We start from the raw sequence: 26,353 nt of genomic DNA on the forward strand, positions 1-26,353 counted from the left end.
TCAAAGGCGTTGCAGTATTTATGCTAGAAGCAGAATCCCGCCGAGGCCAATTGCCGAGGCATTCGCAGCCGAAGATAGCCGGAGCAGGAATAAGTCTTCGGCCATTTGATTCAATTCCAATAATATGACCAGCTGAAGCAACGATCTGGATGATAGCTGGACATGAAAAGAGACCGGTGTTATCCGGTCTCTTAATGTTCCCAGTCGAAATTGTTCTTGTAAGTTTAGAAGCTGTTGAAACCCGTCAGGGTTTTGTACAGCTGATTAATACCTTCTCGGACCTCTGTTTGAGGGTCCGCCGGTGCGGGGCTGCTGAGGCTTGGCTTCGTCGATCTTGAGTGTGCGGCCATTGATTTCCTGATTGTTCAGGGCAGCCATGGCTTTTTCGGCTTCTGCCGTATCGTTCATTTCAACAAAGGCAAAGCCTTTGCCTTCGATGACTTTAACGTCTTTTACAGTGCCGTGCTGAGAGAAGAGGTTGGTCAGCTCTTCCGAGGTGGTGGAATAGGGGAGATTTCCCACGTACAGTCTGGGTGTCTTCATTTGGTTCTTGCTCCTTGAGAATTTTTCCGCTTGAACGAAAGGAGTGCGAAATCATGACTGGGTAAAGATTCGTACAACTTTCTCATAGCTACCTATATGTTATTCGGATTTCTCAGGATTGCAAGCTTTAAATTTTAATAATTTTGTAAACCGCTGACCTAAATGAAAAGGGCCGGATATATCCGGCCCTTTTGTTGGTTCCAGTCAAACCGAGAGGAAATTAGTATCTGCGGGGTGTTCTGTTGGAGTTTCCGCCGCCGTATGATCCGCCAGTGCGGGGCTGCTGCGGCTTGGCTTCGTCGATCTTGAGTGTGCGGCCGTTGATTTCCTGATTATTCAGGGCTGTCATGGCTTTTTCAGCCTCGGCAATATCATTCATTTCGACAAAGGCGAATCCTTTGCCTTCAATGACTTTCACATCTTTCACAGTGCCATGCTTGGAAAACATGCTGTTAAGATCCTCGGTCGTTGTGGAATAGGGAAGGTTTCCTACGTACAGTCTGGGCGTTGTCATTTAACGAGCTCCTTTGGTTTTTTGTAGCCTGTCGAAAGGAGTGCGAGATTCTGACTGGAAGATCCGTACAACTTTCTTATAGCTAAACCTATATTATCCGCTTTTTTCTAAAAATCAAGTACTTTCGAAAATAAAATGAAAAAAAATTGCCACAGGCAGGCCTAAAAGATATATTTTAAGAACATTCAGGAGAAAGCGGAGGGGAGATGCCGATTTTTGTTTTTACATGTCAAAAATGTCATCACGATTTTGAGGAGCTGCTTGGCATGGTATCAGGAGAGCAGAAAATCAAGTGCCCTAAATGCGGTTCCGAGGATACCAGAAAGTCCCCGGCTTCGTTTACTGCGACCAAAGGGAAAGCTTCCTGCGGAACTTGCGGCGGCGGGTCGTGCAGTCACTGCCATTAGTATTTAAAACAGCTCCTTCAGTTTAATGGGATTGATTGATGAAGATACTATTCATAGGTGACGTTTTCGCAAAACCAGGCCGCAAAGCTGTGGAAGACCTGCTGCCTGTTCTGATCTGCAGGCATCTTCCGGATCTGGTGATTGCCAACATCGAAAACGCTGCCCATGGTTCTGGGATTTCGGCTCAAACTCTGGACTTTTTTAATTCTCAGGAAATCGATGTCTATACAACAGGGAATCATGTGCTGGAAAAACCGGATGCCCTGGAGCTTCTGAACAATGAACCGAAACTGATCAGGCCTGCGAATTATCCGCCGGGTTTTCCGGGTAGAGGTTATGCTGTCTTTGAGACCCGGAAAAGAGTGAAAGTAGCTGTTGTCAATCTGCAGGGCACAGTCTTTATGCCCAGGATCGAATGCCCCTTCAGAACCATGGACAGAATTCTGAATGAAATCGGCAGCAGCACAAATCTGATCTTTGTCGATTTTCACGCAGAAGCTACTTCTGAAAAAAGGGCATTGGGCTATTATCTCGACGGAAGGGTCAGTGCTGTGATCGGTACCCATACTCATGTGCAGACCGCAGATGAGGAGATACTCCCTAAGGGAACGGCATTCCTTTCTGATGCAGGAATGACAGGACCTCATCATTCCATCATAGGCATGAAAAAGGAAATCATCCTGGAGAAATTCCTGAGCCGCCTGCCTCAGAAGTTCGAGCCTGCCGCAAAGGGAAACATCCTTTGTGGAGTCCTGGTAGAACTTGATGAGCGGAATGGACGCGGAATCGGGATTTTGCGCATCAGGGAGAGGCTTGATTGATGGAGCAGGACAGGATGAATATCGAGGCCGCACTGAATCCGGAGCAGCTAAAAGTTGTGCGGGAAGCCGACGGCCATTCCCTGGTCCTGGCCGGTGCCGGTTCAGGCAAGACCCGCACTCTGATTTACAGGCTGGCCTATCTTTTTCAGCGGAATGTGCCGCTGGACGAAATCATGCTGCTCACTTTCACCAATAAAGCAGCCAAGGAAATGCTCTTCAGAGCCCAGAATCTGATCGGTGTGACATACATGTTTCCCTACGGCGGGACTTTCCATCATGTGGCAAATCTTTTTTTACACCGGTTTTCCAGTCTGGTCGGACTGCCGGATGATTATTCGATCATAGACAAGGAAGATGAGAAAGACCTTCTGAAGGGCTGCCTGGTCAACCTGGCTGCCAAATTCGGCAATTACGCTCCCAAGCCAGGCTTATTAAGTTCAATTTATGGCCTGTCGCGGAATTCCTGCTGCCCTGTAGCTGACACCATTGCCAGGCGTTTCCCTGCCTTAATAAACAGTACCGATGTTTTTCTGGAAATCTTCAATTCATATCTGGAGGAGAAAAAAAAGCAGCATCTGCTGGATTTCGATGATCTGCTCTGTTACTGGAACCAGCTCCTGGACAATGAAATTTACAGGAATTTCATGGACAGGATTCACTATGTTCTGGTGGATGAATATCAGGATACGAACAGACTGCAGTTCGAGATCCTGGAAAAACTGGTGCCTAAAGATGGAAATTTACTGGTTGTGGGAGACGATGCGCAGTCAATCTATTCTTTCAGGGCAGCGGAAATTCGCAATATTCTCGATTTTCAGGAGCGATTTCCAGGCTGCAGAGTATTCAGGCTCACGACAAATTACCGCAGTACACCTGAAATTCTGGACCTGGCCAATGCGAGCATTTCCAAAAACATGCATCAGTATCCAAAGGATCTTAAGCCAGTTCTTCCTACAGGATTAATACCCAGGATCGTGAAATGCGGTGATCAGCACCAGGAAGCGCTTTTTATTGTTCAACAGATCAGGAAGTTGAAGGAAGCCGGTACTGAGCCCTCAGAAATTGCCGTGCTGTTCAGGGCGCGTTACCAGGCACTGCGACTGGAAATGCAGCTCAAGAAAGACGGAATGCCTTTTGTGGTCCGGGGAGGACGTGGATTTTTCGAGCAGTCCCATATCAGGGACATCATGGCCTTTCTCAGGCTGCTTTTTCATCCTTTCAATCTGCAGGATTTCTTGCGTGTGATCAAACTTTTTCCTGGTATCGGGAACAAGAACGCGGAAACCCTGCATTTCAGATTCATCAGGGAATTCCATGGAGACAGGCTGTCAGATCCTGAAGATTTGCAGCCAGTCCGGCTCTCCAAAAAGGTCGAAGAAGGCTGGGCAATGTTCGCGCAGCTTTATGCCAAAACCATGACCATGGAAAAAGGCGGGGAAATCGTCACTGCCATCCTGAATGATTTTTACAGCAATTACCTCAGTATGGAGTACGAAGATGCCGATGAACGCGAAGCTGAAATCGAGGAACTTGGGATCCTGGCCGGGAGCACAAACATCCGGGATTTCATCCACCTGGCTGTGCTGGATGAAGATATCAAGAACGATCAATACAGCAGCAGCGAGGAAGAATCTTCAGTGATTCTTTCCACAATCCATCAAGCTAAAGGTCTGGAATGGAGTGTGGTCTTTATTCTTGGAGTGAGTCAGGGAATTTTTCCGGACTCGAGGAATGAAGACAAGGAAGGGATTGAGGAAGAAAGGCGTCTTTTCTATGTGGCAGTTACACGCTCGAAAAAAGAACTGTATATTTCCTATCCTGATCTGGTCGAAAAATATGGCTCAGCATCAGTCAGGGGTGGAAAACAAAAATATCTGGCCATGGTGAGTCCGTCGAAATTCCTGACTGAACTTCCTGCTGAGTGCTACGAAACCTGGAAAGTCAACCTGAATCATGCGTTCTCGTTCTGAATGTATCAATGAAGGGGCAGATCACAAAATTTGCCTGCTGCAGTATTGAATCATTTGGCTAAAAGGCATTATGAACCTCTTGCAAAATTCTCTTTTGAGCTGTATCTTGGGTTGGAATTTTGTTAGAGGCTCATATGGGACACTAATCTTAAGACAAGTGCCTCATTATAATGAGAGAACATCATACAACGAATGGGGGAATTCATGCTGGAACACTTGAAAAATACCGATCCTGAAGTTTTTTCTGCCATCAAATCCGAGATCGACCGCCAGGAAAACGGACTGGAACTGATCGCCTCTGAGAACTTCGTTTCTTATTCTGTTCTGGAAGCCCAGGGTTCGGTAATGACGAACAAGTATGCTGAAGGATACCCGGCCAAACGTTATTATGGCGGTTGCGAATTCGTGGACCAGGCTGAGGAACTTGCGAGAGCCAGGGCCAGGCAGCTTTTTTCCTGCCAGTGGGTCAATGTGCAGCCCCATTCAGGCTCCCAGGCCAACATGGCCGTTTATTTCGCCAATTTGAAACCCGGAGATACGGTTTTCGGCATGAATCTCTCGCACGGCGGGCATCTCACTCATGGTTCGCCGGTCAACTTTTCAGGCATCTTCTTCAAGATCGTCCCCTATGGAGTCAATCAGAAGACAGAGCGTATCGATTACGACGAGCTCGCTAAAATGGCGGCCGAGCATAAACCGAAGATGATCGTGGTCGGCGCGAGCGCATATCCACGAATCATCGACTTCGTGAAGATCCAGGAAATCGCCAATTCCGTGGGAGCAGTGACCATGGCTGATATTGCCCACATCGCCGGACTTGTGGCAGTCGGACTTCATCCCACCCCCATCGGAGTGATCCGCTTTACCACCACCACCACTCACAAAACCCTCAGAGGTCCCCGCGGCGGCATGATCATGTGCAATACTGAAGAAGACTACAATGCAATCAACAAGATCATTTTCCCCGGCATCCAGGGCGGACCACTGATGCATGTAATCGCCGCCAAGGCAGTGGCATTTGGTGAGGCCCTGAAACCTGACTTCAAAAAATATCAGGAGCGGGTCCTGATCAATGCGAAAACCCTGGCTGACGAACTGATGAGCAGGAAATTCCGTCTGGTGTCCGGCGGGACTGACAATCACCTGATGCTGCTCGATGTGCTGGGCAGCAAGGGGCTGACCGGCAAGGTCGCAGAAAAAGCCATGGAGCACGCGGGCATCACGGTCAACAAGAACACCATCCCCTTTGATACCAAGAGCCCCTTTGTTACAAGCGGAATCCGGATGGGTACACCGGCTGTCACCACCCGAGGCATGGGACCCGAAGAAATGAAAAAGATCGCCGGATTCGTGGATCGTGCTCTCAGCAACAACGAAAATGAGGAAGAATTGAAAAAGATCAAGGCTGAAGTGAAGGAACTGACTAAATCCTTCCCGCTGTATCCGGAATTCGAATGAAATATTTTCTGCTGGTCGATCCGCCTCAGTCCGGCGCAGTGAACATGGCGAGGGATGAGTTCCTGTTCCGCTTTGCGAGCGGACAGGCAGAAAAGATTGTAATTTTCAGGTTTTACACTTTTTCCCCTGCCTGTTTATCCCTGGGAGTCTTCCAGTCCTCCAAAGGAATCGATCTTCCCTGGATTCACAGTCTTGGGATGGAAGTCATCCGCAGGCCGACTGGAGGCCGGGCAGTGCTGCATCAGTATGAAATCACTTACAGCATCGTGTTTCCGCTGGAGGGATCAATTTTTTCAGGGAGCATCAAGGATTCGTACCGGAAAATCTCGGAATTGATCAAAGAAGTCCTGGAACAGCTGAAGATCGACTGCGAGTTGTCCCACCCCGACCTGGACGATTATCAGGAAAACTTTGACTGCTTCCGCAGCCCCTCCTATTTTGAGCTGATTCACCGCGGGAAGAAGATCCTCGGTTCTGCCCAGAAAAGGGAAAAGAACTGCTGCCTTCAGCATGGCTCGCTTCTATTGAAGAGAGATCCTGAACTGTCCAACAGGATTTTTCAGGAATCCGGAGACTACCCGGAACTGCAGATCGATTTCCGCAGTTTTGTGGAGACAATGGTGATGACTCTGGAAAAGAAGCTTAAAATAAAGTTGACGCCTTGCGTGATTCCTCCGGATAACGCGCTTTATCTCTCGCTGATAGAGAAATACCGCACAGTCGATGAGAAATGACCTGTGAAATTCTTCTTTTTTCTGATGATTTTGCTTACATTCCGGCTTCAAGCGCTTGAACTATGCAGAATTAAATATCAGGGCGGCGGAGACTGGTACAATGACCCTGAAGTTCTGCCGAATCTGGCCCGTGAAATCACCAAACGGACTGGAATCAAAGTTTCCGAACAGCAGAGAGAATTGGATCTTTCCGACCAGGCACTGTTTTCCTGTCCATTCCTGTTTCTCACAGGACATGGAAACATCAAACTCGATGGCGATGAACTGGAAAGGCTCAGAAAATACCTTGAAAACGGCGGTTTCCTTTATGCTGACGACGATTATGGCATGGATCAGAGCTTTCGTCTTCTGCTCAAAAAAGTGTTTCCAGATAAAGAACTTCTGCCGCTGCCGGCAGATCATGCCATCTATAAAATTTTCTACCGGCTGGAAGGGCTGCCTAAGATCCATGTTCATGACGGCAAACCTCCACAGGGCTTCGGTATTTTCGAAAAGGGAAAGATGGTAGTGTTTTATACCTATGAGTCAAACATCAGCGACGGCTGGGCTGATCCCGGTACACACAATGATCCGGAGAATCTGCGCGAACAGAGCTTTCAGATGGGAGTAAATATTTTCTACTATGCACTCTGCGGATCAGAATAAACTTTTTCAGAAAGTTCTCTTTGTTTTCAGGACAGCGGCGTTAGCGCTTTACCTGCTTTACTTCGTGCTGTTCCTGTCCTTGATGCTTCTGCTGCGGAAGTGTTTCTTCCTGATCGGATTTGGGCTTCCCTTTGATGTCCTGTCCCTGTTTCTGATTCCAGCCGGAGCTGCGGTATTGCTTGGAGCCTTTTTTTCCAAAAATCTATACCGTGAAACAGGAAAAAAGCTGGAAGAAAAATTCAATGCCGGCGGAATGCTGCTGAATGCCTTTGATTTCATCGAAAAAAAGGGGAAAAATAAATATTCTTTCTCTGAATATCTGATGGATCGGGAAATACAGAAGGGATGGGAACTGCTTTCCCATCTGCCTTACTGGAAAGCATTAAATCCATGGAAATTTCTGCTGCCTCTGCTGGCTTGCTTTCTGATTCTGGCAGGAGTGAATCATTTTCCCGAAAAGCGTCAGTCGAACGACAGCTTCACAGTCAGCCCCGGTGATGCAGCGATAGCAGAGGGAGATAGAGTTGAACTCAAATTACGGTTTGACTGGGCGCGCTCCCGGGAAGTGATGCTGTTTTACAGACAGGGGGAAATCCTGAACGAGATTGTGCCACAGCGGCAGGGGAACAGCTACCTGTACATTCTGGCTCCAGAGCGGAGCCTGCAGTACTGGTTCGAATTTTCAGGCGGTAAAACCAGGGAATATCGTATCACTCTGATTCCTAAACTTAAACTTATCGAGATCAAGCAGGTCCGCAGCTACCCGGAATATACCGGGAAAATTCCAGAAACTCTGACAACGCCCTCTCTCAATTCAAAAATACTGCGCGGCGGGAGCGTAGCTTACAGGATACAGCTTTCAGCAATTGCAAGTGCCGAAGTGTCTGCAGGTGATTTTTCCGAAAAAGTCCAGGCCGCGGACAAAATTGAATTTTCACTGGCGCCTTTCTCGACTGTGGAAATCAAACTGCTTGCTGAGAATTCGATCAGCAAACTGCTGTTGACCGGTGAATTGGAGGTCAGACCGGATCTTGCCCCTGTAATCGAGATCTATTCTCCTCCAAATGGATCCCTGCTTGTTCCTGGTGAAGATCTGAAGCTGAAAGCGCAGTTTCACGACGATTATGGCTTGAAAAGGCTGTCTTTCAAAGCCGGAGCGGATGAATTCCTGCAGACTGAGGAGCTTAGTCTTTCCGGAACGGCTTTTTATTATGATAGAATCATAAAACTGCCTGCAGAGCTGTTTTCAAGACCAGGCATTCTCAAAATTGGCTTGACTGTCTCAGACAACAATCCAGCTGGATTGCCCGTCACCTGCGAGTTGACAGTCGGATTCGGGGACAGGGAGATGAATCTGCAGAATCTGTCTTCCTTTGAGGTCGGTCTGATGCAGGAGGCTGGTAATCTCCAGAGCAGAATTAAAGGTTCGCTGGATGCCCTGGCAAAATGGGAGGAGTCGGCTAAATTTTCTCCAGAGCTTGGTTTTGAGCAGCAGAAGGAACTGCAGCAGATTGCCGGAGATCTGAAGAAAGTCCGCGACGATATCAAGAACTTTGTCAACAGACTGGACCGGGAATCCGAAAAATCCGATCAGATGCTGGAAATACCGGAAGAAATCAGGCAGAAGGGCGAACAGGTCAGAGATCTGCTCAAAGAACTGCTCGGGGACTATCTGAATCCTTTGATCGAGAAAGTGGAGAATCAGTCCAAATCCGCCAGTTTCGATCGCAAGAAGGATTTTTCTGCGAAGTCAGTGCTTGATCAACTCGATAAAACACTCAAACTGCTGCAGGATCTGAAGCGTGAGAAAAACCTGGAGGTGCTGAAGGAACAGCTGCGCGATTCCCTAAAGCGCATTGATACTGCCGGAACCAGTGAAATTTCCGCAGAAATCGAGAAAATCGAACAGAACCTCAGCCGTGAAAATGCCTATCCTGACGATTTTAAACCCGAACTGGACGAGCTCTCAGCAGAACTTAAAAACGTGAAAAACACCCTGGAGTCAGGAGAGTCTACCGAAGAGAGCAGGGCGGCTTTCAAGAAAGCTGTCTCCGACTTTCTCGATTCTTGTGAGAAAAAGAAAAAGCAGAAGGAAGAAACACGCAAGAGTGACCTGAAGCAAAGAACCAACCAGCTGCTGCTGGAAGCCGGGCTTTTCTGGTATGAATCCGGAAATTTCAAGGATTACATCTCCTTCAGCCGTGAAGCCGTAAGCTACCTGGAATGGTTCAAGCGAATCTCGGACGGATTGAGCTATCTCTCACAGCAGAGTTTCCTTTTTCCACAGACAATTTTCATCGATCTGATAGAGATCGAAAATGCTTTTAAAAAGATTGTGAAAGCGGAAAGTGATCCTGTCTTCCGTTTCCAGAGGCAGAAGATGAATCAGAAGCTGCTCTCCCTGATCGACGATCTGCTGAAATTTCAAGAGTATCTGAAGAACAATCCAGGTTCGATGCTGGATGAGCTGAAGCAGAAAATGGGGGAGATCATGAAGAATCAGCAGCAGGCGATGCAGATGCTGAAACAGCTTGGTGAAGGTGAACCGGAGTATGAGAAGCTCTGGCAGCAGGTTCTGAAGCAGCAGTCGGCTATCAGAGGTGCCTTTTCGGAACTTGCGGGTTCTCCGGTTTCTCAGGAGTTGATGAGGCAGATGGAACAGATCGACATGATGCTGTTGGAAATCGAACGCAAAATGCAGGAAAAAAGTCCCAGACAGGATGTAATCAACAAGCAGGAAAGTACCTTCCAGAATATGCTCAAACTCGACGAAGCTCTGAAAAAACTTGATGAGACTGAAAAAAAACGCAGAGCTGAAGCTGAACTTCAGAACCTGCGGCAGACTGACGGCCAGGCTTTACCCAGAGAAGAGCAGTTGAAAAAATATTACATCAGAGATGAAAACATGGATCTGCCTGAATTTTACAGGAAAATCTGGGAGAATTACCAGCGCGAGCTGGAAAGCCGGGAAAAACCGGTCCGCTGGTGATAGGGATTTATTTGACCCTGCCCAGGTTGAAGAAAGACCTGCATCCGAGAAACAATGAAAATGCCTAAATTTTCAGACCTGTTTCAGTCGATAGAGGTAGTATGACAAAAATCAGCATCGTGATTATGCTCATGATCTGGGTAACCTGCTGCAGAGCCGAGAAAACAGTATTTTTCGAAGCCGAAACTCCGAAGTATATACAGGTGCAGGTCCCGGCCAATTCGGTCTATTACAAGCGGACTTTTGAGATTTTCACCGAAGATTTATACGGGCTGAGCCTGACCGACAGCTTCGAAGTGATCGGTAAGCCTCAGCTCATCATCCAGCCTGTCAGCGGGAACAGGATCAGCAAATGGACAGCGCCTTGTTGTTTTAACCTGGGCAGCACCAGGGAGGTTGCCTGTACGACTGTGGAGCTGAATTTCACTAATCTTCACGGATATCCTCCCCTTCCCTCGGCAGTCTCAAAGCTCAAGTTTTTCATGCAGGGAGGTGTGGTCAATTCTGTGTCCCAGCCGGAATCGCTGATCAAGGACAGCGGGCAGCGCTATGATTACTATGGACAGACGTTTTCACCTAATAACGGGAGATACCTGGCTTGTGTGTCGATCCAGGCAAAAAACAGCCATCAGCTCTGGGTGCTGGACCGCAGCGTTACGCCCATGCTCTTCTCCCGTGTGGCAGAAGATTACACCGGATCGATCAGCGACCCGGACTGGGGCGAGGATCTGCAGTCACATTCGTTTATCTTCTTCGAAGATTCCAACCGGTTGCGGTTCTATGATTTTACTGCCAAGAAAGTCATCAAGATCTACAACAGCGGGGAAGCTCATACGGCGGATGATTATGTAAATCTATCCAAATACAAGCTGTTGAGCAGACCGAAAGTCAGCCTCAACTATAAGAAACTGCTTTTCACAGGTGAGTCAAAAAATCTTCTGCTGGCTGATCTGAACATCGACAAGAAGCAGCTTGAAAATTTCACTTTTCTGACCAATAATCCTCTCAAGGGTTATGATCTCTCCAGTGATGCCAAAGCCGTGGTAGCTGCGATTTATTATCGCAGTAAATTCGTACTGGCGATCTTTGATATTACGAACGGCCAGACAAAATACATTGATCTGGGAAAACTTGAACCTGCCAACCCCTGCTGGGGGGAGTAGTAAATAAATCCATTCTGCCTGGAGAATGGGCGGATGTAAAATCCGCCCCTACAGGAATTATTTAATAATTATTTCTTTAGTACCGGCCAGTTTCCCGTCGAAAAACACCCTGATTTCCCACTTCCCGCGTGCCCATTCAGGCTCGACCTCCGCGATCTTCAGCCAGTACCAGGTGGAAACCTGGCCGGCGGCATTCAGCGAGACCTCGGTTGGATAGCGCTGGTTTCCTCTGGGATCGAGAAAGATCGCTGTAGTCTGGTGCCTGCCCTGGACGTCCTTCCAGAGGGCATGGGTATAGGCCATTTCTCCCACATCAAAAGACTGCCTGGGGTCTTGAGGCGCACCATTTGTGATTTTTGTGCAGGTAGTGAGAGTCACTTCTCCAGTGTAGCGCTTAAGGTTTGAAAGGTCGGCAGTCTGGTCAGTACAACTGCAGATGAGCAGAAACTGGATCAAGATCAGGCAATAAAAATCAGGTTTCATCTTGAACGAGAATTGTCTCCATCATTTGAAAAAGTCTTTTGAGATTCTCTTCATCTTTCAGAAGAAAATAATATCCCAGCAAGGCTTCCAGCGAAGTGGCATGACGATAATCTGCCATGGCCACTCCTTTGGGATGTGAGGTGATTTTTTTATTGCGCGCCCTGCGCACTATATCCAGTTCCTGTTCAGTGAGAAGGGGGAGCATTTTTTTGAGAAAAGAGGCCTGTCTTTTGCCATTGACTATGGACACGACTTTTTTATGGGCGAATCTGGTCTGAAATTTTTCCGAAGAAATGACTTTCATCCTGAAATAAAGATCAAAGACTGCATCTCCGATGTAAGCGAGTATCAATGGCGAATACTCATCAGGATCGTACTTTTGAAAAAGATTCATATAGGCAGCACCTTGTAGCCTTCTTTGGAATCATCCACCCTGTATCCTAAGGAGAGTATTTCGGATCTCAACCTGTCTGCTTCCGGAAAATTCCGGGTGGTTTTGGCCTGCCAGCGTTTGCTTGCCAGTTCCAGGATGTTTTCAGGGATTGAAAATTTGTCTGTTTTAAGAATTCCCAGGACATTGTCAAAAAGCTGAAGTTCAGTAAGTGCGGCATTTCTGGAATCATTGGAAAGAGAGCTGCAGTTCATGGCATCATTGAGAGTGCGCATGAATTCGTGGAAATGGCTGAGAGCGAGGGAAATATTCAGGTCATCTGCCATTGCGTTTTGAAACCCTTCCCTGAATCTGGTGAAGTCCAGGCTGGAAGTTCCTTCTACTGGATGAAAATCCATCAGCCGCTGCTTGAATTCGCCGATCCTTTTCACAGTTTTTTCGGCATTTTCCAAACCTTCCAGGGTGAAGTTCAGTTTGCTGCGGTAATGGGCTGAAAGCAGCAGGTAGCGGACCCCGAGCGGCTGAAAGCCTTTGTCTGTCAGGTCGCGCAGAGTATAAAAATTACCCAGGGATTTGGACATTTTTTTGTTGTCCACAATCAGATGCTCGCTGTGCAGCCAGTATCTGACGAATTTCCTGCCAGAGGCTGCTTCGGACTGGGCAATCTCATTTTCGTGATGAGGAAAGATGTTGTCTACTCCACCGGAGTGGATATCGAATGTTTCGCCAAGGTATTTCTTGCTCATGGCTGAACATTCTATGTGCCAGCCTGGCCGTCCTTTTCCGAACGGTGAATCCCAGAATGGCTCTCCTTCTTTCCAGGCTTTCCAGAGCACAAAGTCGCGCACATCATCTTTTTCATACTCGTCAGTATCGTATCTGAGTCCTGTTTTGACTCCTGCAAGGTCGATCTTGGAGAGTTTCCCGTAATCCTTGAAATCTGAGATGCGGAAATAGGTGGAGCCGTCCTTTTCATAAGTAAATCCCTTGGATTTAAGGATTTCTATCATTTCTATCATTTCCCGAACATGGGCTGTAGCCCTGGGGTAGTGTTCAGCAGACTCAATGTTTAGAAATTTCATGTCCTCGAAGAATCCCCTGGTATAAAATTCAGTGAATTCCTGGAGAGATTTTCCCTGGGCGACTGAGTCACGGATTATCTTGTCTTCGATGTCAGTGATATTCATCACCTGAGTCACGCTGAATCCGGCAGAGATCAGAAATCTGCGCAGCAGATCCTCGAAAATATAGGTGCGGAAATTTCCGATGTGAGCATAGTTATATACGGTGGGGCCGCAGGTGTACATGCCGACTTCACCCTGCTTCACAGGAAGGAACTCTTCAATTTGACCGCTATAGGTGTTTTTAAAGCTGATTTTCATGATCTCTCCGCCCGAGAAAATTCAGAAATCTGTCCAGTCTCCGGGTTGTTTTTCCGATCCCAAGGCAATGAATGATATCGTACACCCCAGGACCCTCTTCCTTGCCGGTCAGCGCAAGCCTGAATGGCAGGAACAGTTCCTTGCCTTTGAGGGATAAACTTTTGCCGACTTTCTTAAGCGTCTCATGCATCAGATTTTTTTCCAGTATCGGAAGTTTCCCGATTTCCGCGAGATATTCCGAAAAAAGCCGGCTGATTTTATCTTTGTCGGGCAATTCAGGCAGCAATGCTTCTTCGTAACTGATGTCTTCATTGAAAAACCAGTTCGCAATTGCTCCGGTATCGGACAGCTTGTCGACGTTGCTCTGGGTGAAAAGCAGGACTTTTTTCATGAATTCCGGGTCAGCGTCTTTCTGATCAGGATGAACTTCCAGTAAAAAGGGAAGAGCCAGCCTGCAGTATTCATCGGCAGGCAGTCGGCTGAGATAATGATGATTCAGCCAGAAAAGTTTTTTCACATCGAAAAACTGGGGATTGCGGATCAGATTTTCAGTGTTGAATCTCTCCACCATTTCCTCTGCAGAAAAGAATTCCTCATCCGATTTAGGAGACCATCCCAGCAGAAAAAGGAAGTTAGTCAAAGCTTGCGGCAGGATGCCGATTTTTTTGAACTCGGCTACAGAGGCGGCTCCATGGCGTTTACTGAGCTTCTGCCTGTCCGCACCTAAAAGAATCGAGAGATGTCCGAAACGGGGCGGGGGATAGCCGAAAGCCTCATAAAGCATCAGTTGCCGTGGGGTGTTGGAAAGATGCTCTTCACCCCGGAAGACATGGGTGATTTCCATCAGCACATCGTCTACTACCACCGCGAAATTATAGATAGGAATGCTGTTGCTGCGCAGGATGATGAAATCTCCAACCATACCTTCCTCAAAAGTGACCAGTCCGCGCACCAGGTCGTCCAGGACATAATCTTTGTGTGGAACCCGGAAGCGGATGGTGGCGTTTTCGCCTGAGGCTACTCTTTTCTCGGCCTCGGCAGGGAGGATGTTGCGACAGGTTCCATCGTACTGAGGGTTTTCACCGCTTGCCATGGCAGCTTCTTTTTTACTTTCAAGATCAGTTTCACTGCAGAAGCAGTAATAGGCATGTCCTGAGCTTACAAGCTGCCGCGCCATTTTCTGATAGAGGCTCGTGCGTTCGCTCTGGCGGTAAGGGGAATGCGGACCTCCGATGTCCGGGCCTTCATCCCAGCGGATGCCGGCCCATTTGAGGTCACGGATGATGGTTTCTTCGGACTCTTTTGTGGAGCGGCATTCATCCGTATCTTCAATGCGGAGGATAAATTTACCCTGATTTTTTTTTGAGAAAAGCTGGTTGAAGAGTGCACTTCTGACCAGGCCGACATGTGTGCTGCCGGTCGGAGAAGGGGCGATTCTGACTCTGAATTGACTCACGTTAGCTCCTTGCCGGATTTCATTTCTGCGTAATTATATTCCTGCCGGTTGTAAATGGCAATGCAGAGCGTCAGACAGACTGCCGAAAAAGAATACACTTTTAACCCTGGCTGTGATAAAATTTTTTCATCATGCGTTTCCGGGAGGAGCTGTGAAGAAATTCCTGACCATATTGGCAATCTTTTGTTTGGGAGTTGGCGGTTTTACTGCTGATTCAGCAGGGCCGCACAACCAGATCATCTTTCTGATAAACGGGCTTGATTCAGCAAGTCTTTCCCTGGCCAGGATGGCTATTGCCGGGCCTTACGGCAAGTTGAATTTCGAGAAGCTGACTCACGGCGGTTACCTTTCCACATATTCCTTCAATTCCTGGGTTACTGACACAGCCGCCGCAGTGTCAGCGATAGCTACAGGTGAACGGGCTAATAACGGCGAATTAAGTCTGGATTCATTGGGCAGCGTCAAGCCGACACTGCTGGAAGAAGCTCAGAAGAGCGGGAAAGCAATCGGCATCGTAACAGACACCAGAGTGACTTTTGCACCGGCTGCTGCGTTTTACACCCATTCCACCAATAGATTCAAGGAAAACGACTTTGCCCTGGACCTCCTGAAACTGGAACCTGATCTGGTGATGGGTGGCGGGAAGTTCAATTTTCTGTCCAATTCTCAGGGTGGCGTAAGGGAGGACGGCAAGGATCTTCTAAGAACCGCGGAGAAACAGGGGTACAAAGTGCTTGCCGACCGCCTGGATCTAGTGAAATGCAGCACTCTCAACACCAAGGTGCTTGGACTTTTCACTGAAAACCACCTGAGCTTCGAACTGGACAGGCCTGCAGATGAACCATCTTTCTCTCTGCTGGTGGAAAAATCGATCAAGCTTCTGTCGGCAAAATCAGACAAGGGATTCGTGCTGGTATTGATCTGCGACCGGATTTCCCAGGCTTTAAGGAATCATGACGTAAAAGCCTTTGTGACCCAGTTCGAGATGCTGGACAAATGCTGCGCCGGGATCGTGGATTTCCAGAAGGCCCTCCCTGATCCCCTTTTTCTGCTGATGTCGCCATTTTCGACCTGTCCGCCCATGCTGTCCGAGAAAAACGACCTGGCCTATCTTCCGAACATCAAAGCTTCAGCTGAATACATGGCTGCCAAAATCGATACATCCGGCGAAAATGTTGGCTGGGTGATGAGCAAGTATGCAGGCGTGGAAAACCTGAGCGAAAAGGAAAAAAGCAAGGTTTTCTATGATTTGAAAAACGAATTCCTGCCGCTGGCCATCGGAGATGTGGTTTCAGACAGGCTGGGAATTTATTTTCTGGAACCTACCATTCAGAAAACTCTTGCCTCTACTTACGGCAATTCTGCGGAAATCACACCCTACTTCGTGGCAGGTCCCAATCAAGACAAGTTCAGCATTTTCATGCAGAATTATCAGGTAGGCAAGCTTCTGATCAGCGGACTTTCCGAGTAACCAGGCAGAAAATCGAATTCCGCAGAGGTCTCTTATTAAAATCGAAATCAGACGATTATCTCAAGAATTGATCCCTGATTTTTACAGGGTACATGACCCTGAAAACGGAGAAGGCTGGTGCAATTGCGTGGCCTGGCACCTGCCGACCTGGGACGGCTGGGATAAGCGTACTGCAAAAGAAAACCGTGAACTTCGCAACAAACTGTTCAGCAGCGGGGAATATGATGGCTATCTGCTTTATCTTGACGGAGTCCCCTGCGGCTGGTGCCAGACCGGTCAGCGGGACAGGCTGCCGAAACTCCTGAAAGCGTTTAATCTTTTACCTGATTCTGAAACCTGGGCCATCACCTGCCTGTTGATCATTCCTTCGCAAAGAGGGAAGGGTCTCTGCAATGCTTTTTTATCAGGAATCGTGGCTGACCTGAAAAATTCAGGTGTCAGGAAAATCGAAGCCTATCCAAAAAGTAAATCTGATCTCGCACCAGGTGATGCCTGGATGGGGCCTCTCAAGGCTTTCGAAAAAGCGGGTTTCCAAAAGATCCGCGATCTCAGCGGCAATGCGCTGATGGCTGTTACATTTGAGTAAAGTAATGATTCCAGCAGTAATCGGGTATCTCCTGAATGATGATCAAAGACTGCTTAATCTTTGTGGAGATTTTTTATTTGTTTCAGGTGTTGTCTGCATCATAACTTATAAAGCGATGCAAGCTCTTGAAAAATCAAACTCTGTTTTAAATCCCTACAAGGCATCCCTGAAAATGCTGATGATTGTGGGAATAATTCAAATTATTCTTGGTGTAATTATATTTATCTTGCATCTAAGAGCATGAAAAACTTTACTTTGTCCACACCGCATAGCCGGCACCGCTGGCTGCCAGAGTCCAGCCTGAGGCTGGAGACCAGTCGCCAGGGCCGATCTTCACGATCAGATTTTTACCGACCTGAGCTACATATTTGGAATTGTCAGCTATCGGAATCGTGATGTCACTGGTAGAGGTGATGCCTGCCTGCTGCCGGATTTCGATCAGTTTCTTGATCTCAGCTTGAATTCCAGTGCCCCAGTCGAAATAATGGCACCAGTAAACGCAGGGAGTGCCCGGATGAGTCAGGATATAGGCATAGCCCATCAGCACCTTGTCGCCAGGGAATGGCCAGTGATTCTGCCCGCCTGAACCGCCAGTGCTCGGTCCTGTGTCATGATTGTCTACGAATGTCACTGCCTTGGCCGGCCACCAGCCGATCAGTCCTGCCGGCTTGCCGTCTTTGTCCTTGAGCCTGTAAAATTCGTTTGTAGTCACGCAGTGCTGCAGCAGTCCCTTGGTGGTGAAATCAAAGGCCGCGGAATTGCCGCCTGCTGCATCCAGCCAGTTGCAGATCATCTGCCGGTTGACGTCAGGATTATTGATGTTGAGGTCTCCCCACCATTCGCCTACGGAAAAATACGGTGTGGTGGCCTGATTATACATGTCTGTGAAACTCCCGTGATATCCACGCACGAAATCATAGCGCCAGCCGTCGAAACCGACGTCGGATCTAAGCAGTTTCAGCCAGTCGATGATGCTCTTGCGCACATATTCCTTGTTGTGGTCGATGTCCCGGGCTGCGCTGTAACTGGCTCCGGTATCTGTACCGCCTTGTGCGCCGGGCCATTCGTCGTCGCAGCAGACCGAATCAGGTCCCCATTGCGGATCCGTGAAATCAGCCCAGTCCTTGGTGCCGCAACGGTGATTGATCACTATGTCTGCGAGAGCTTTGAGATTGTATGAATGGAGCTTATTGACTGCGCTCTTGAGCTGATCTTTGGTACCGTAAGGGGTGTCAAGACACGACAGGCGGGTTGGAAGGTATCCTTCGGATGCTGCCGAAGTTGAGCAGGGAGGAAGCCAGACCATGGTGAAATGCCCGTCCGCAATTTTGCCGGCATTCTGCTCAATCACACCCCACCAGGGTGAAGACTTCCAGGAATACCAGTGAAATCCCTGCAGCATTACACCTGAATAATTCCCGTCCAGATTGCCGGATTGAACTGATGATGTAAAAAAGAAAATCAATAAAACGAGGATATAAATCGATCTTGCATTCTGCATGCTGCCCCCGGGACTCAAATTCGGTTCCTGGCCGAAGTATAACTCTGAATAAAGATTGGGACAAGTTACAATTTGTTACAAATTATTACAAATTGCGCCTTACGCAGATAAGGTTATTAATCTGACTGTATTTTGACTGTGTGTAATCCGGAATCAGAAAGGGGAGACAGGCTCCCCTTTATTACAATCTCAAAGTCGGATTACTGATTACCGTCCGGTGATGGTGGGGGAGTTTGCGGATTCTGCGGAGGAGCTGGCATTCCAAGCATCTCCATGATCTCTTCCATCATTGCTTTTCTCTGCTGAGGTTCGATCTGGCCTTTGCCGCTCTGATCGTATTTCTTCTCAATCGTCTGGCGGGCGCTGTTCCAGGCGCTGATTTCTTTCGAATCCAGGTGACCGTTCTTGTCCGTATCAAATTTCTTCAAAATAAACTGCTGCATCATGCCGCCGTTCATGTCCCGGTTCTCTGCTCCAGCTCCGCCCACGATCTGTCTGATCTGCATGACAATGCTTGTCAGCTGTGTCAGTTCCTGCATGCAGACCGCGAATTCGTCCCTGTCCAGGGTTCCATTATGGTCTCTGTCAAGTTCTTCAAAGGAGGGAACGCGAAAATCAATGTTCCTGAAACCGTTCATGCGTCCCATCTGTGGCGGCATCTGTCCTGCCGGTCTGGCCTTGTCAGAGGTATTCTGCGGCGCAGCAGGTTTTTTGTCGGCCGCAAGCACCAGCGAAAAAAGCAGTAGAAATACTGACAAAATCGCGATTCTAATCATAGCACCTCCAGGAAATCTTAGATTTGCTGATTTTACCACAGAGATGCAATTTTTATCAATGAACCGATCGATTTCTATTTCCCGGATGCGGCAATGACGTTGGCTGCTTCCAGGGCTGCGACACGTACATTGTAATTCTCATCATTCACTGCGATCTGCCTGAGGAGAGACAGTTGCCCCATAGCGCCGGACCCGATTCTGCCCAGAGATTTAGCCGAATGCAACCTGACAAAAGAATCCCCGTCTGAGAGGCCCCTGGCATATGCCTGCAAAGCTTTGGCCTGGTCATTTTCCAGTTTTTTCAATACTGCTGCTGCATACTCCCTCAGATAGGAATCGCTGCAATCGAGAGCTTTGATAAAAATAGGAGATGCCTCGACTTTGTCGATTGTGATGGCGTCCAGGGCTTTGATTGCGAACTGGCGGAGATATGGATCATCGCTGGTTAAAACACCAGTCAGGGCTGGGACAGCTTCCCCGGCATCTTTACCTGCCTTTTCCAGCCCAATTGCAGCAAGGCGTCTGGATTCCGGGTCTTTTTCATTCAGGGACTTGATCAGTAATTGGATAGTATCAGCCCCAGCCCGGAGATTCCCAATGATCTTTAAACAACAGTGATGAATTTCCAGATCCGGGTCAGTCAGTTTTTTCAGGATCGAGGGCAGGATGGATGCAGATAAACCGCCGATCCGGTCAAGTATTCTAAGCGCGGATTTGACTTCACCTGTATCGCTGCTTTCCAGGATCGGGATCAAGTCCAAAACAGCGGCGGAACCGAACCTGACCAGGGAAGATTCAGCATTAGTAATCACTGCTGTATCGCTATCTTTAAGCGATTCAATCAGGGAGTGGATTGCCAAGCTTTGGTTCCGGTTATAGAAACCCAGCGACGCAACAACTGTGGAGCGGATGTAAGGATCAGTGCTTTTCAGGGCATCCAGAAGTTCAGGCAGGGTTTCTACGGTTGAGACCAGATTTCTCAAAGATGCCTCGGCCTGGGACCGGACATAATTACTTCTATCTTTAAAGGCTGAGAGGATCAGGGGATAGGCGATCCTGAAATCGGGTTCGATGACTCCGATGGTTTGAAGAATGAGGCAGCGGATTTCACGGTTTGGGGTTGAAAAAATATCCGCCAGGGCCTGTGCCGCGCCTGATGAAGCCTTCTGATATTTCCCAATTGACTGGATCACAAAGGTGCGGACCCTGAGGCCATCGACGGACAGAGCTTTTATCAGGTAGGGAAGTGCTCCGGGTTCGTCCAGACCGATTTTTTCCAGTGCGGTCTGATACTTTGGGAAGTCATCTGAATCGCAGGAGGAGAGGTTTTCGAGCAGCAGGGGATAAGCAGACAAGGCTTTCTTACCGAAATTTCCCAGGGATTCTGCGGCGTACAGTCTGACTCTGGGATCCTGACTTGAAAGGCAGGTGATGAGAGCAGGAATGGTGGTCGGAGTTTTCAGAAGTCCTGCAAGTGTTTCTGAGGCTGAACGGCAGGTGACAGGATTGGGATCTGAAAGCGATTTGATCAATTCGGGAATGGATGTGGACTGGCATCCAAGTTTCTGGAGCGAAGTAATGGCGTTCAGATTCACCTGCCCGCTCCCGTCGGGAATCACATTGACCAGGGCGGCGATGACTTCACTGCTCTTACAACCAGTCATTCCCAGAGCCAATGCGGCGGAACGCTGTATTTCCTGATTTTTGCTTTTCAGTGCTTTGACTAATCTGGGAACAGATTCAGGCGGGAATGAATTGAAATTTCGCAGATACCCAAGCGCTGAATTTCTGACTTCGTCATTCTCGTCAATCAGGCATTCGGTAACGGCCAGGGCGGCTATTTCTCCGGAGCTGGAAGTGAGCAGTGCTTCAAGTGCCGCAAGCCTTACCACCGGGACGGAATCAGACAGCATTTTCAGCAGTATCGGTTCAGATCCGGCAATTTTTCCAAGCGCGATCAGAGCCTGGATCCGGATGAGCGGGTTTTCGTTGTCCAGAGATTTGCTTAATGCTGCTCTGCCTTGCTCTGTTTCAGCGGCTGCGCTGATTTTTTTTCCGGAAAGTACCGAGTCTGCCTGGTTTTTACTCTGCTGAAGAAACAAAAGAGCAGGGAGCGAATCATTCTGCTGCAGGTATTTGTCCAGCAGATTGTTGCACTCCGCACGGACTCTGGGGTCAGAGTCTCTGAGGCCGCAGAAAAGCAGCGGAAGCGAATCTTTAGGGGCTGCTTTCAGTTTCAGCAGGGATCCGGCCATCAGGATCTTCGAATTGCTGTCCTCTTTGTCAAAGGCTTCGCTAAACCGCGAAATCACCTGAGATATGCCGATTAATCCGATTGAATGCAGGCGCAGCACGGCACCCGGGTCATTCAGGCTGAACAAAATAAGATTGTAGATCAAAATGATGAAAATCAGCAGGATCATAGCTGCGATCTTGAACTGAGGTGATTTCAACCAGTCAGGAATTTCCGGAGTTTTCAAGCTGAGCTGTAAAGGTTTGGCGGAAGTAAGATCCTCCCGTTTGATTGAGATTCTTGAGATTGGGGGAATTTTTGAAATTCTGTCAGGTTCCGGTTCCCGTCTGAGAGGGCTGACCGGTTTTGCTTTACTGGAGCTGTCCTCATCGAGATTAATCTCAAGGGCATGGTCCAGTTCTTTTTCCAGGGTTTCAACGGTCTCCTTGCGGTGTTCCAGAAAATCCAGGGATTTTTTCAGGAAAATATCCGCCACTTTCTGCATCCCTTTGTCCTGGTATTTTCTCAATGTCCGCAGGGCGTTGTTTTTAATGCTCAGATTTGGATTGTCAAGCAGCGGCAGCAGCAGCTCAATATTCTCTTCCGCAGGGTAATACTGGAGGACGAAAGCAGCGGAAGCAATCATGCTCGGCATCTTGGACTGCAGCATGTTTCGGATCACTTCCATGGCTCGTGCCTGATTCAGCTTGCTCACAGCTTTAAGGGCATTGGCGCGCACACGGTTGTCTTCATCATCGAATCTTGTCATTATATGGGGGTAGCACTTGGGATTGTCGATGTATTCAAGGGACTCCACTGCGCTCGCCCTGATCCTTGAATTCTCATTTTCAAGGTACGGAACGATCAGATTGATTTCCTGTTCGCTGCCGAGCTTGCCGATTGCCGTCAGGAGAGCTGAAATCACTGTAGGGTCCTGGTCATTGTTGAGGTAAAGCACCAGTTGAGACAGAGCATCGACTTTGTCGTCTGAAATTATCAATCCCTGAATCACCTGGAGTTTCTCGATCTGAGTGATTTCGCTGAAAACCTTGAATTTGCTGAAATCTATGCGCTGGGTTTCCAGCCAGCCAGGTTCCATCAACCCGCCGTCCTTAAGGATCCTGATGGCTTTCTTGGCGAAAAATCTGACTTCTGTCGAAGGATCGTTTTCCGCTATGTTCTGGAGCAGCTTGGTGTTTTCATCGCTGAGATTTCTGGTGAGATATACTACCACCTGCTTACGGTCTTTTTCCTGGTCTGATTTCAGTAAATTTATTATTTCCCTGGCAGACAAATTAAACTCCGGTTTGATGCTGATCCGTGCCAACAATATATCATAAACTCACCACCATTTGAAGTTACGGAGAATCGCTTGAAAATACAGGCTATAACAGGCATTGAACTCAAGAGAACCATTGCAGCGGCAGAAAGAGCAGTAATCATTCTGTGGGGGTATTTCCCTGAATTCCTGAGCGGGAGGAATCTTTTCACGCAGATCGAAGCAGGGATAAAAGCTGCCGTCAGTATCAACGAATGCAGAAAGTTTCCCTGCAAAACACTTCATCCGGCGGGGGAACTTACCTGATTTCAAGGCTTTTTTCAGAAGCCTCAGATTGGCACTTGAATTGGCGATTCTGGCTCCTTTTTTTTCCAGTTGTTGAAGTCTTTCGATGACGCTGATCAGGCGGGTGTTACCGGGATAACTGAAATCACCGCTGAGTTTGTGGGGCGAAAAAAGTTCAAAATCTGCATAGAATCCAATTTCCGAAGCTTTCTCCAGGATAAAATCGACATCTTCCAGATTTTCCCTGCAGAGAACTGTAGCAGTAATCACTTTTTTTCCGGAAGCCACAAGTTTCCTGATCAGGCGCAGGATTTCTTCAGTGGAAGGCCTGCCTCTTAATAATTTCTGCGTTTCTGTGTTACCTTCCAGGGACAGGAAAAAAGTCTTGAAATACTGCCAGATGCTCTTTTTTTCTTCCAGCAGAATCCCGTTTGAATTAAGAGTCAGATGAAATCCCTGTTTACAAGCGAATTCTGCGATTTCAGAAATATCATCTCTGAGTAGAGGTTCACCGCCGGTGAATCCCAATCTCAGGCAGCCAAGTCTTTTAAGCGACTCCAGAATTCTGATGACTTTGGAGGTAGAAAGCTCATTCAGACCCCGGCTGGGGATTGCACAGTAAGGGCATGAGAGCTGACAGCGGTCAGTAAGAGAAAAAGAAACTGCCAGAGGATATTTCCAGCCGGAAATAAAATGGCCTGCATTCCGTGTGACAAGTCTAGATAGAAATAGCAGAGGATTCATGGTTAAATGTTAGCGGCTGAGTATTTCGAAATCAAGATTATAAAGTGATTTGATTGAAAATCCAAGGTATTGTTGATAAAATAAAATCTGACACTGGAGGATATATGCAAAGAATTCTGATCCTGGTTCTAATCCTGCCGGCCTTTTTTTTATTTGCTCAGGATGAACGAAAAATCCTGGAGAAAATATTCAATCCTTTTCAGCAGGAAGGTTTGAACAGTCTGGATTGTGAAATGAAGGTGAATTTTTCCGATCCTGGCATGGCGGAACTTTCGGGTTTCATGCCCCGCCTGATTTTATCGTATAAAAAAGGTGCCTTCAATTTAAGTTACAAGCTTCCTGAAAATATCCCGGACCAGATGAAAACACTGGTCCAGCCGTTACTTGAAAAAATGATCGGAAAGACGGATTTTGCGGATTACAATGCCGGCCTGGCAAAACTTCAAACCGAGTATTCCATTACAGGCATAAGCACGGTAGAAACTGGAACTGAGGTAGCAATGAAAGCCCTGTCCAAAAATGAAAAGGTTCAGAAACTGCTGATCAGGATTGATAAGCAATTCAGAGTGGTGAACGCAGCTGCAAGCGGCAGCAATTTATCTGCAGCGATTACGGTCACATATAGAAATGAAGGGAAATTCGTCGTTTTCGATAATGTATCAGTCAATGCAGCTCAGGACTCAAAAGCCCAGAATTTCAGCTTGAAATATGAGAATTACAGAATCAATCAATAAACTGATTTTTTGCTGTCTGCTGTTTTACGCCTGCGCCCATGCAGAAAGTGGAAAAATTCTTGTCCCGATGGACAGCGGGCAGAGCAATCATCTTCGGGCTTATGGTTTAACCTATGCCTGCCTCAAACAGGGTGATACTGCTAAATGGCTCCTGAATTACAGGGGTGGGTCGTTTTTGTTGCCTAATCAGCAGTCCCTGGCTGAGATGGCTTTAAAATGGGGTATAACCTGCCAGATTGTAGATTCTGCTGCTGAGGCTTTGATCTATAAAGAGATCAGCGATAACAACATGGAATCCATCCACCTTGAGAAATCTCCAAAAATCGCAGTTTATACTCCTGAGAGTGCCAAACCCTGGGATGACGCTGTAACTCTAGCGCTCGATTATGCACAGATTCCCTATACCAAAATCTATGATCAGGATATAATCGCTGGACGACTTTCTGAATTCGACTGGCTGCATCTGCATCATGAAGATTTCACCTCTCAATACTCAAAATTTTATACTGCATTCAGAAACGCTGAATGGTATCAGGAGTCTGTATTCCAAGCCACTAAACTGGCTCATGACCTGGGCTTTCAGTCTGTAGCTGACGAAAAAAAGGCTGTAGCCGGTAAAATTGCCGGTTTCGTGGATCAGGGGGGGCTGCTGTTTGCAATGTGCTATTCCACTGAAACTCTGGACATAGCTCTTGCCGCTGATGGAATTGACATTGTGCCACCTGAAATTGACGGCACTCCGGTTACTCAGGATTTCAATTCCAAGCTTGATTATACAAAAACACTGGCCTTTGAAGGATTTACCGTTAATCCCGATCCTCAGACAGGTTATATCTCTGATATAGATTACAACCACGCCAACACGCCTGAACGGATCATGGCCCGCCCATTCTCGCTTTTCGATTTTTCAGCCAAATTTGATCCGATCCCCTGCCTGCTGACTCAATGCCACGAGCGGGTGATCAAAGGATTTTTCGGCCTGACTACTTCCTATACGACTCCCAGAGTAAAAAAAGGAACGACCATCCTGGGTAAAGTTGACGACAATTGCGTGAAGTATATTTATGGCAAATTCGGTAAAGGATCGTTCACCTTTTACGCGGGGCATGATCCTGAGGATTACTCGCACGCTGTTTATGATAAATTCACTGATCTTTCCCAGCATCCTGATTCACCTGGATATCGCCTCATCCTCAACAATGTTCTCTTTCCGGCTGCAGAAAAAAAGAAACTTAAAACCTAAAGGTAAAGTGCAAAAGAGGTAAAAATGATTTGGGATTTATGGAAAAATCATCGGCTCTATCTTCCCGGAATACCAGCGATCGCTCAGATCGGGGAATTCCTGCGCAAAACCGATCTGGAGAAATATGCTAAGAAGGAAACCGAACTTGACAACAGAGACTTATTTGTTCTTTTAAATGACTACAGAACACAGGTCAATCCGGAAGTCAGTCTGGAAGCTCATCGTAATTATCTTGACCTGCAGCTGATGATTTCAGGTGAAGAAATCATCAGGATTTCACATCTGGAAAGGTGTATGCCGATACAGGAATATACTCCCGAAAAGGATGCAGCTTATTATGCAAGCAAAAATTGCACTGAACTGATACTCAGAACCGGTGAATTTGCTGTTTTCTACCCCTGGGATGCTCATCAGCCATGCCTGGCTGTATCAGAACCTCTGCAGGTGAAAAAACTGGTCTTCAAGATTGCATCTTAACTATTTTCGAACAAAATTCGGCACTTCAAACGGTATTTCCAGAGACATTTCAACATATCCGGAAAACT

At 47.6% G+C, this 26,353-nt stretch carries 24 protein-coding genes; 14 read left to right on the forward strand and 10 right to left on the reverse strand.

Annotation, left to right across the window (positions count from 1 at the left end; all coding sequences use genetic code 11):
• Positions 1-264: 264 nt before the first annotated feature.
• Together PHW04_10805 and PHW04_10810 are read right to left on the reverse strand one after the other, a co-directional pair.
• Positions 265-543 carry an RNA-binding protein gene (locus PHW04_10805; GenBank protein MDD2716366.1) on the reverse strand — a complete coding sequence of 93 codons (279 nt, stop codon included), beginning with the start codon at positions 541-543 and terminating at the stop codon, positions 265-267.
• Positions 544-763: 220 nt separating this feature from the next.
• The gene (locus tag PHW04_10810; GenBank protein ID MDD2716367.1) at positions 764-1,057 is read right to left on the reverse strand and encodes an RNA-binding protein; all 294 of its coding nucleotides are present in this window, start codon (positions 1,055-1,057) and stop codon (positions 764-766) included.
• 206 nt (positions 1,058-1,263) lie between these two features.
• On the opposite strand from PHW04_10810, the gene PHW04_10815 reads away from it, so the two are divergent.
• The 8 genes from PHW04_10815 (at position 1,264) to PHW04_10850 (ending at position 11,244) form a co-directional block, all read left to right on the forward strand.
• Positions 1,264-1,464, forward strand: coding sequence for a zinc ribbon domain-containing protein (locus PHW04_10815; GenBank protein MDD2716368.1), 201 nt, complete (start codon positions 1,264-1,266; stop codon positions 1,462-1,464).
• Between the two features lie 38 nt (positions 1,465-1,502).
• On the forward strand, positions 1,503-2,285 hold the full coding sequence (locus tag PHW04_10820; GenBank protein ID MDD2716369.1) for a TIGR00282 family metallophosphoesterase: 783 nt from the start codon (positions 1,503-1,505) through the stop codon (positions 2,283-2,285).
• The gene (locus PHW04_10825) at positions 2,285-4,255 is read left to right on the forward strand and encodes an ATP-dependent helicase (GenBank protein ID MDD2716370.1); all 1,971 of its coding nucleotides are present in this window, start codon (positions 2,285-2,287) and stop codon (positions 4,253-4,255) included. Before PHW04_10820 ends, PHW04_10825 begins: the two co-directional genes overlap by 1 nt.
• Positions 4,256-4,462: 207 nt before the next feature.
• Positions 4,463-5,713 (forward strand): serine hydroxymethyltransferase, encoded by a 1,251-nt coding sequence (locus PHW04_10830; GenBank protein MDD2716371.1) that lies wholly within the window; start codon positions 4,463-4,465, stop codon positions 5,711-5,713.
• Positions 5,710-6,447 carry a hypothetical protein gene (locus tag PHW04_10835; protein ID MDD2716372.1) on the forward strand — a complete coding sequence of 246 codons (738 nt, stop codon included), beginning with the start codon at positions 5,710-5,712 and terminating at the stop codon, positions 6,445-6,447. Before PHW04_10830 ends, PHW04_10835 begins: the two co-directional genes overlap by 4 nt.
• A gap of 24 nt (positions 6,448-6,471) precedes the next feature.
• Complete coding sequence (locus PHW04_10840; GenBank protein MDD2716373.1) at positions 6,472-7,092, forward strand: DUF4159 domain-containing protein; 621 nt, start codon at positions 6,472-6,474, stop codon at positions 7,090-7,092.
• A complete protein-coding gene (locus PHW04_10845) occupies positions 7,070-10,081 on the forward strand; it encodes a hypothetical protein (protein ID MDD2716374.1) in 3,012 nt (1,003 codons plus the stop codon). Before PHW04_10840 ends, PHW04_10845 begins: the two co-directional genes overlap by 23 nt.
• A gap of 101 nt (positions 10,082-10,182) precedes the next feature.
• Positions 10,183-11,244, forward strand: coding sequence for a hypothetical protein (locus tag PHW04_10850; protein MDD2716375.1), 1,062 nt, complete (start codon positions 10,183-10,185; stop codon positions 11,242-11,244).
• A 57-nt stretch (positions 11,245-11,301) separates the two neighbouring features.
• On the opposite strand, the gene PHW04_10855 is transcribed toward PHW04_10850, so the two are convergent.
• The 4 genes from PHW04_10855 to gltX are packed head-to-tail and all read right to left on the reverse strand — an operon-like array spanning position 11,302 to position 14,956.
• Positions 11,302-11,727 carry a hypothetical protein gene (locus PHW04_10855; GenBank protein ID MDD2716376.1) on the reverse strand — a complete coding sequence of 142 codons (426 nt, stop codon included), beginning with the start codon at positions 11,725-11,727 and terminating at the stop codon, positions 11,302-11,304.
• Positions 11,717-12,121 carry a ribonuclease III domain-containing protein gene (locus PHW04_10860; protein MDD2716377.1) on the reverse strand — a complete coding sequence of 135 codons (405 nt, stop codon included), beginning with the start codon at positions 12,119-12,121 and terminating at the stop codon, positions 11,717-11,719. The genes PHW04_10855 and PHW04_10860 overlap by 11 nt, the downstream gene beginning before the upstream one ends.
• The gene (cysS, locus tag PHW04_10865; GenBank protein MDD2716378.1) at positions 12,118-13,500 is read right to left on the reverse strand and encodes a cysteine--tRNA ligase; all 1,383 of its coding nucleotides are present in this window, start codon (positions 13,498-13,500) and stop codon (positions 12,118-12,120) included. The genes PHW04_10860 and cysS overlap by 4 nt, the downstream gene beginning before the upstream one ends.
• On the reverse strand, positions 13,484-14,956 hold the full coding sequence (gene gltX, locus PHW04_10870; GenBank protein MDD2716379.1) for a glutamate--tRNA ligase: 1,473 nt from the start codon (positions 14,954-14,956) through the stop codon (positions 13,484-13,486). The genes cysS and gltX overlap by 17 nt, the downstream gene beginning before the upstream one ends.
• Positions 14,957-15,107: 151 nt before the next feature.
• On the opposite strand from gltX, the gene PHW04_10875 reads away from it, so the two are divergent.
• The 3 genes from PHW04_10875 (at position 15,108) to PHW04_10885 (ending at position 17,257) form a co-directional block, all read left to right on the forward strand.
• Complete coding sequence (locus PHW04_10875; protein MDD2716380.1) at positions 15,108-16,427, forward strand: alkaline phosphatase; 1,320 nt, start codon at positions 15,108-15,110, stop codon at positions 16,425-16,427.
• Positions 16,428-16,494: 67 nt separating this feature from the next.
• The gene (locus PHW04_10880) at positions 16,495-17,013 is read left to right on the forward strand and encodes a GNAT family N-acetyltransferase (GenBank protein ID MDD2716381.1); all 519 of its coding nucleotides are present in this window, start codon (positions 16,495-16,497) and stop codon (positions 17,011-17,013) included.
• A 4-nt stretch (positions 17,014-17,017) separates the two neighbouring features.
• Entirely contained in the window at positions 17,018-17,257 is a 240-nt protein-coding gene (locus PHW04_10885; protein MDD2716382.1) for a hypothetical protein, read from the forward strand.
• Positions 17,258-17,263: 6 nt separating this feature from the next.
• Here the strand turns inward: PHW04_10885 and PHW04_10890 are convergent, their stop codons facing one another.
• The 4 genes from PHW04_10890 to PHW04_10905 all read right to left on the reverse strand — a co-directional run bounded on the left by PHW04_10890 (position 17,264) and on the right by PHW04_10905 (position 23,831).
• The gene (locus PHW04_10890) at positions 17,264-18,514 is read right to left on the reverse strand and encodes an alpha-amylase C-terminal beta-sheet domain-containing protein (protein ID MDD2716383.1); all 1,251 of its coding nucleotides are present in this window, start codon (positions 18,512-18,514) and stop codon (positions 17,264-17,266) included.
• A 200-nt stretch (positions 18,515-18,714) separates the two neighbouring features.
• Complete coding sequence (locus PHW04_10895; GenBank protein ID MDD2716384.1) at positions 18,715-19,290, reverse strand: EF-hand domain-containing protein; 576 nt, start codon at positions 19,288-19,290, stop codon at positions 18,715-18,717.
• A 74-nt stretch (positions 19,291-19,364) separates the two neighbouring features.
• Entirely contained in the window at positions 19,365-22,850 is a 3,486-nt protein-coding gene (locus PHW04_10900; protein ID MDD2716385.1) for a HEAT repeat domain-containing protein, read from the reverse strand.
• Positions 22,851-22,865: 15 nt separating this feature from the next.
• Positions 22,866-23,831, reverse strand: coding sequence for a radical SAM protein (locus PHW04_10905; GenBank protein ID MDD2716386.1), 966 nt, complete (start codon positions 23,829-23,831; stop codon positions 22,866-22,868).
• Between the two features lie 104 nt (positions 23,832-23,935).
• Here PHW04_10905 and PHW04_10910 point away from each other — a divergent pair, with 104 nt between their 5' ends.
• The 3 genes from PHW04_10910 to PHW04_10920 are packed head-to-tail and all read left to right on the forward strand — an operon-like array spanning position 23,936 to position 26,285.
• Positions 23,936-24,565, forward strand: a complete 630-nt coding sequence (locus PHW04_10910; GenBank protein ID MDD2716387.1) for a hypothetical protein — start codon at positions 23,936-23,938, stop codon at positions 24,563-24,565.
• Complete coding sequence (locus PHW04_10915; GenBank protein MDD2716388.1) at positions 24,540-25,808, forward strand: asparagine synthetase B; 1,269 nt, start codon at positions 24,540-24,542, stop codon at positions 25,806-25,808. The genes PHW04_10910 and PHW04_10915 overlap by 26 nt, the downstream gene beginning before the upstream one ends.
• A gap of 24 nt (positions 25,809-25,832) precedes the next feature.
• Complete coding sequence (locus tag PHW04_10920; GenBank protein ID MDD2716389.1) at positions 25,833-26,285, forward strand: YhcH/YjgK/YiaL family protein; 453 nt, start codon at positions 25,833-25,835, stop codon at positions 26,283-26,285.
• Positions 26,286-26,353 lie beyond the last annotated feature (68 nt).

It is taken from the genome of Candidatus Wallbacteria bacterium (assembly GCA_028687545.1).
Taxonomy (GTDB): Bacteria; Muiribacteriota; JAQTZZ01; order JAQTZZ01; family JAQTZZ01; genus JAQTZZ01.

Bases quoted from the DNA above. Each gene is read 5' to 3' on its own strand.
- PHW04_10805 (MDD2716366.1), bottom strand. From the start codon at position 543: ATGAAGACACCCAGACTGTACGTGGGAAATCTCCCCTATTCCACCACC.
- PHW04_10810 (MDD2716367.1), bottom strand. From the start codon at position 1,057: ATGACAACGCCCAGACTGTACGTAGGAAACCTTCCCTATTCCACAACG.
- PHW04_10815 (MDD2716368.1), top strand. From the start codon at position 1,264: ATGCCGATTTTTGTTTTTACATGTCAAAAATGTCATCACGATTTTGAG.
- PHW04_10820 (MDD2716369.1), top strand. From the start codon at position 1,503: ATGAAGATACTATTCATAGGTGACGTTTTCGCAAAACCAGGCCGCAAA.
- PHW04_10825 (MDD2716370.1), top strand. From the start codon at position 2,285: ATGGAGCAGGACAGGATGAATATCGAGGCCGCACTGAATCCGGAGCAG.
- PHW04_10835 (MDD2716372.1), top strand. From the start codon at position 5,710: ATGAAATATTTTCTGCTGGTCGATCCGCCTCAGTCCGGCGCAGTGAAC.
- PHW04_10840 (MDD2716373.1), top strand. From the start codon at position 6,472: ATGATTTTGCTTACATTCCGGCTTCAAGCGCTTGAACTATGCAGAATT.
- PHW04_10845 (MDD2716374.1), top strand. From the start codon at position 7,070: ATGCACTCTGCGGATCAGAATAAACTTTTTCAGAAAGTTCTCTTTGTT.
- PHW04_10850 (MDD2716375.1), top strand. From the start codon at position 10,183: ATGACAAAAATCAGCATCGTGATTATGCTCATGATCTGGGTAACCTGC.
- PHW04_10855 (MDD2716376.1), bottom strand. From the start codon at position 11,727: ATGAAACCTGATTTTTATTGCCTGATCTTGATCCAGTTTCTGCTCATC.
- PHW04_10860 (MDD2716377.1), bottom strand. From the start codon at position 12,121: ATGAATCTTTTTCAAAAGTACGATCCTGATGAGTATTCGCCATTGATA.
- cysS (MDD2716378.1), bottom strand. From the start codon at position 13,500: ATGAAAATCAGCTTTAAAAACACCTATAGCGGTCAAATTGAAGAGTTC.
- PHW04_10885 (MDD2716382.1), top strand. From the start codon at position 17,018: ATGATTCCAGCAGTAATCGGGTATCTCCTGAATGATGATCAAAGACTG.
- PHW04_10890 (MDD2716383.1), bottom strand. From the start codon at position 18,514: ATGCAGAATGCAAGATCGATTTATATCCTCGTTTTATTGATTTTCTTT.
- PHW04_10895 (MDD2716384.1), bottom strand. From the start codon at position 19,290: ATGATTAGAATCGCGATTTTGTCAGTATTTCTACTGCTTTTTTCGCTG.
- PHW04_10905 (MDD2716386.1), bottom strand. From the start codon at position 23,831: ATGAATCCTCTGCTATTTCTATCTAGACTTGTCACACGGAATGCAGGC.
- PHW04_10910 (MDD2716387.1), top strand. From the start codon at position 23,936: ATGCAAAGAATTCTGATCCTGGTTCTAATCCTGCCGGCCTTTTTTTTA.
- PHW04_10915 (MDD2716388.1), top strand. From the start codon at position 24,540: ATGAGAATTACAGAATCAATCAATAAACTGATTTTTTGCTGTCTGCTG.
- PHW04_10920 (MDD2716389.1), top strand. From the start codon at position 25,833: ATGATTTGGGATTTATGGAAAAATCATCGGCTCTATCTTCCCGGAATA.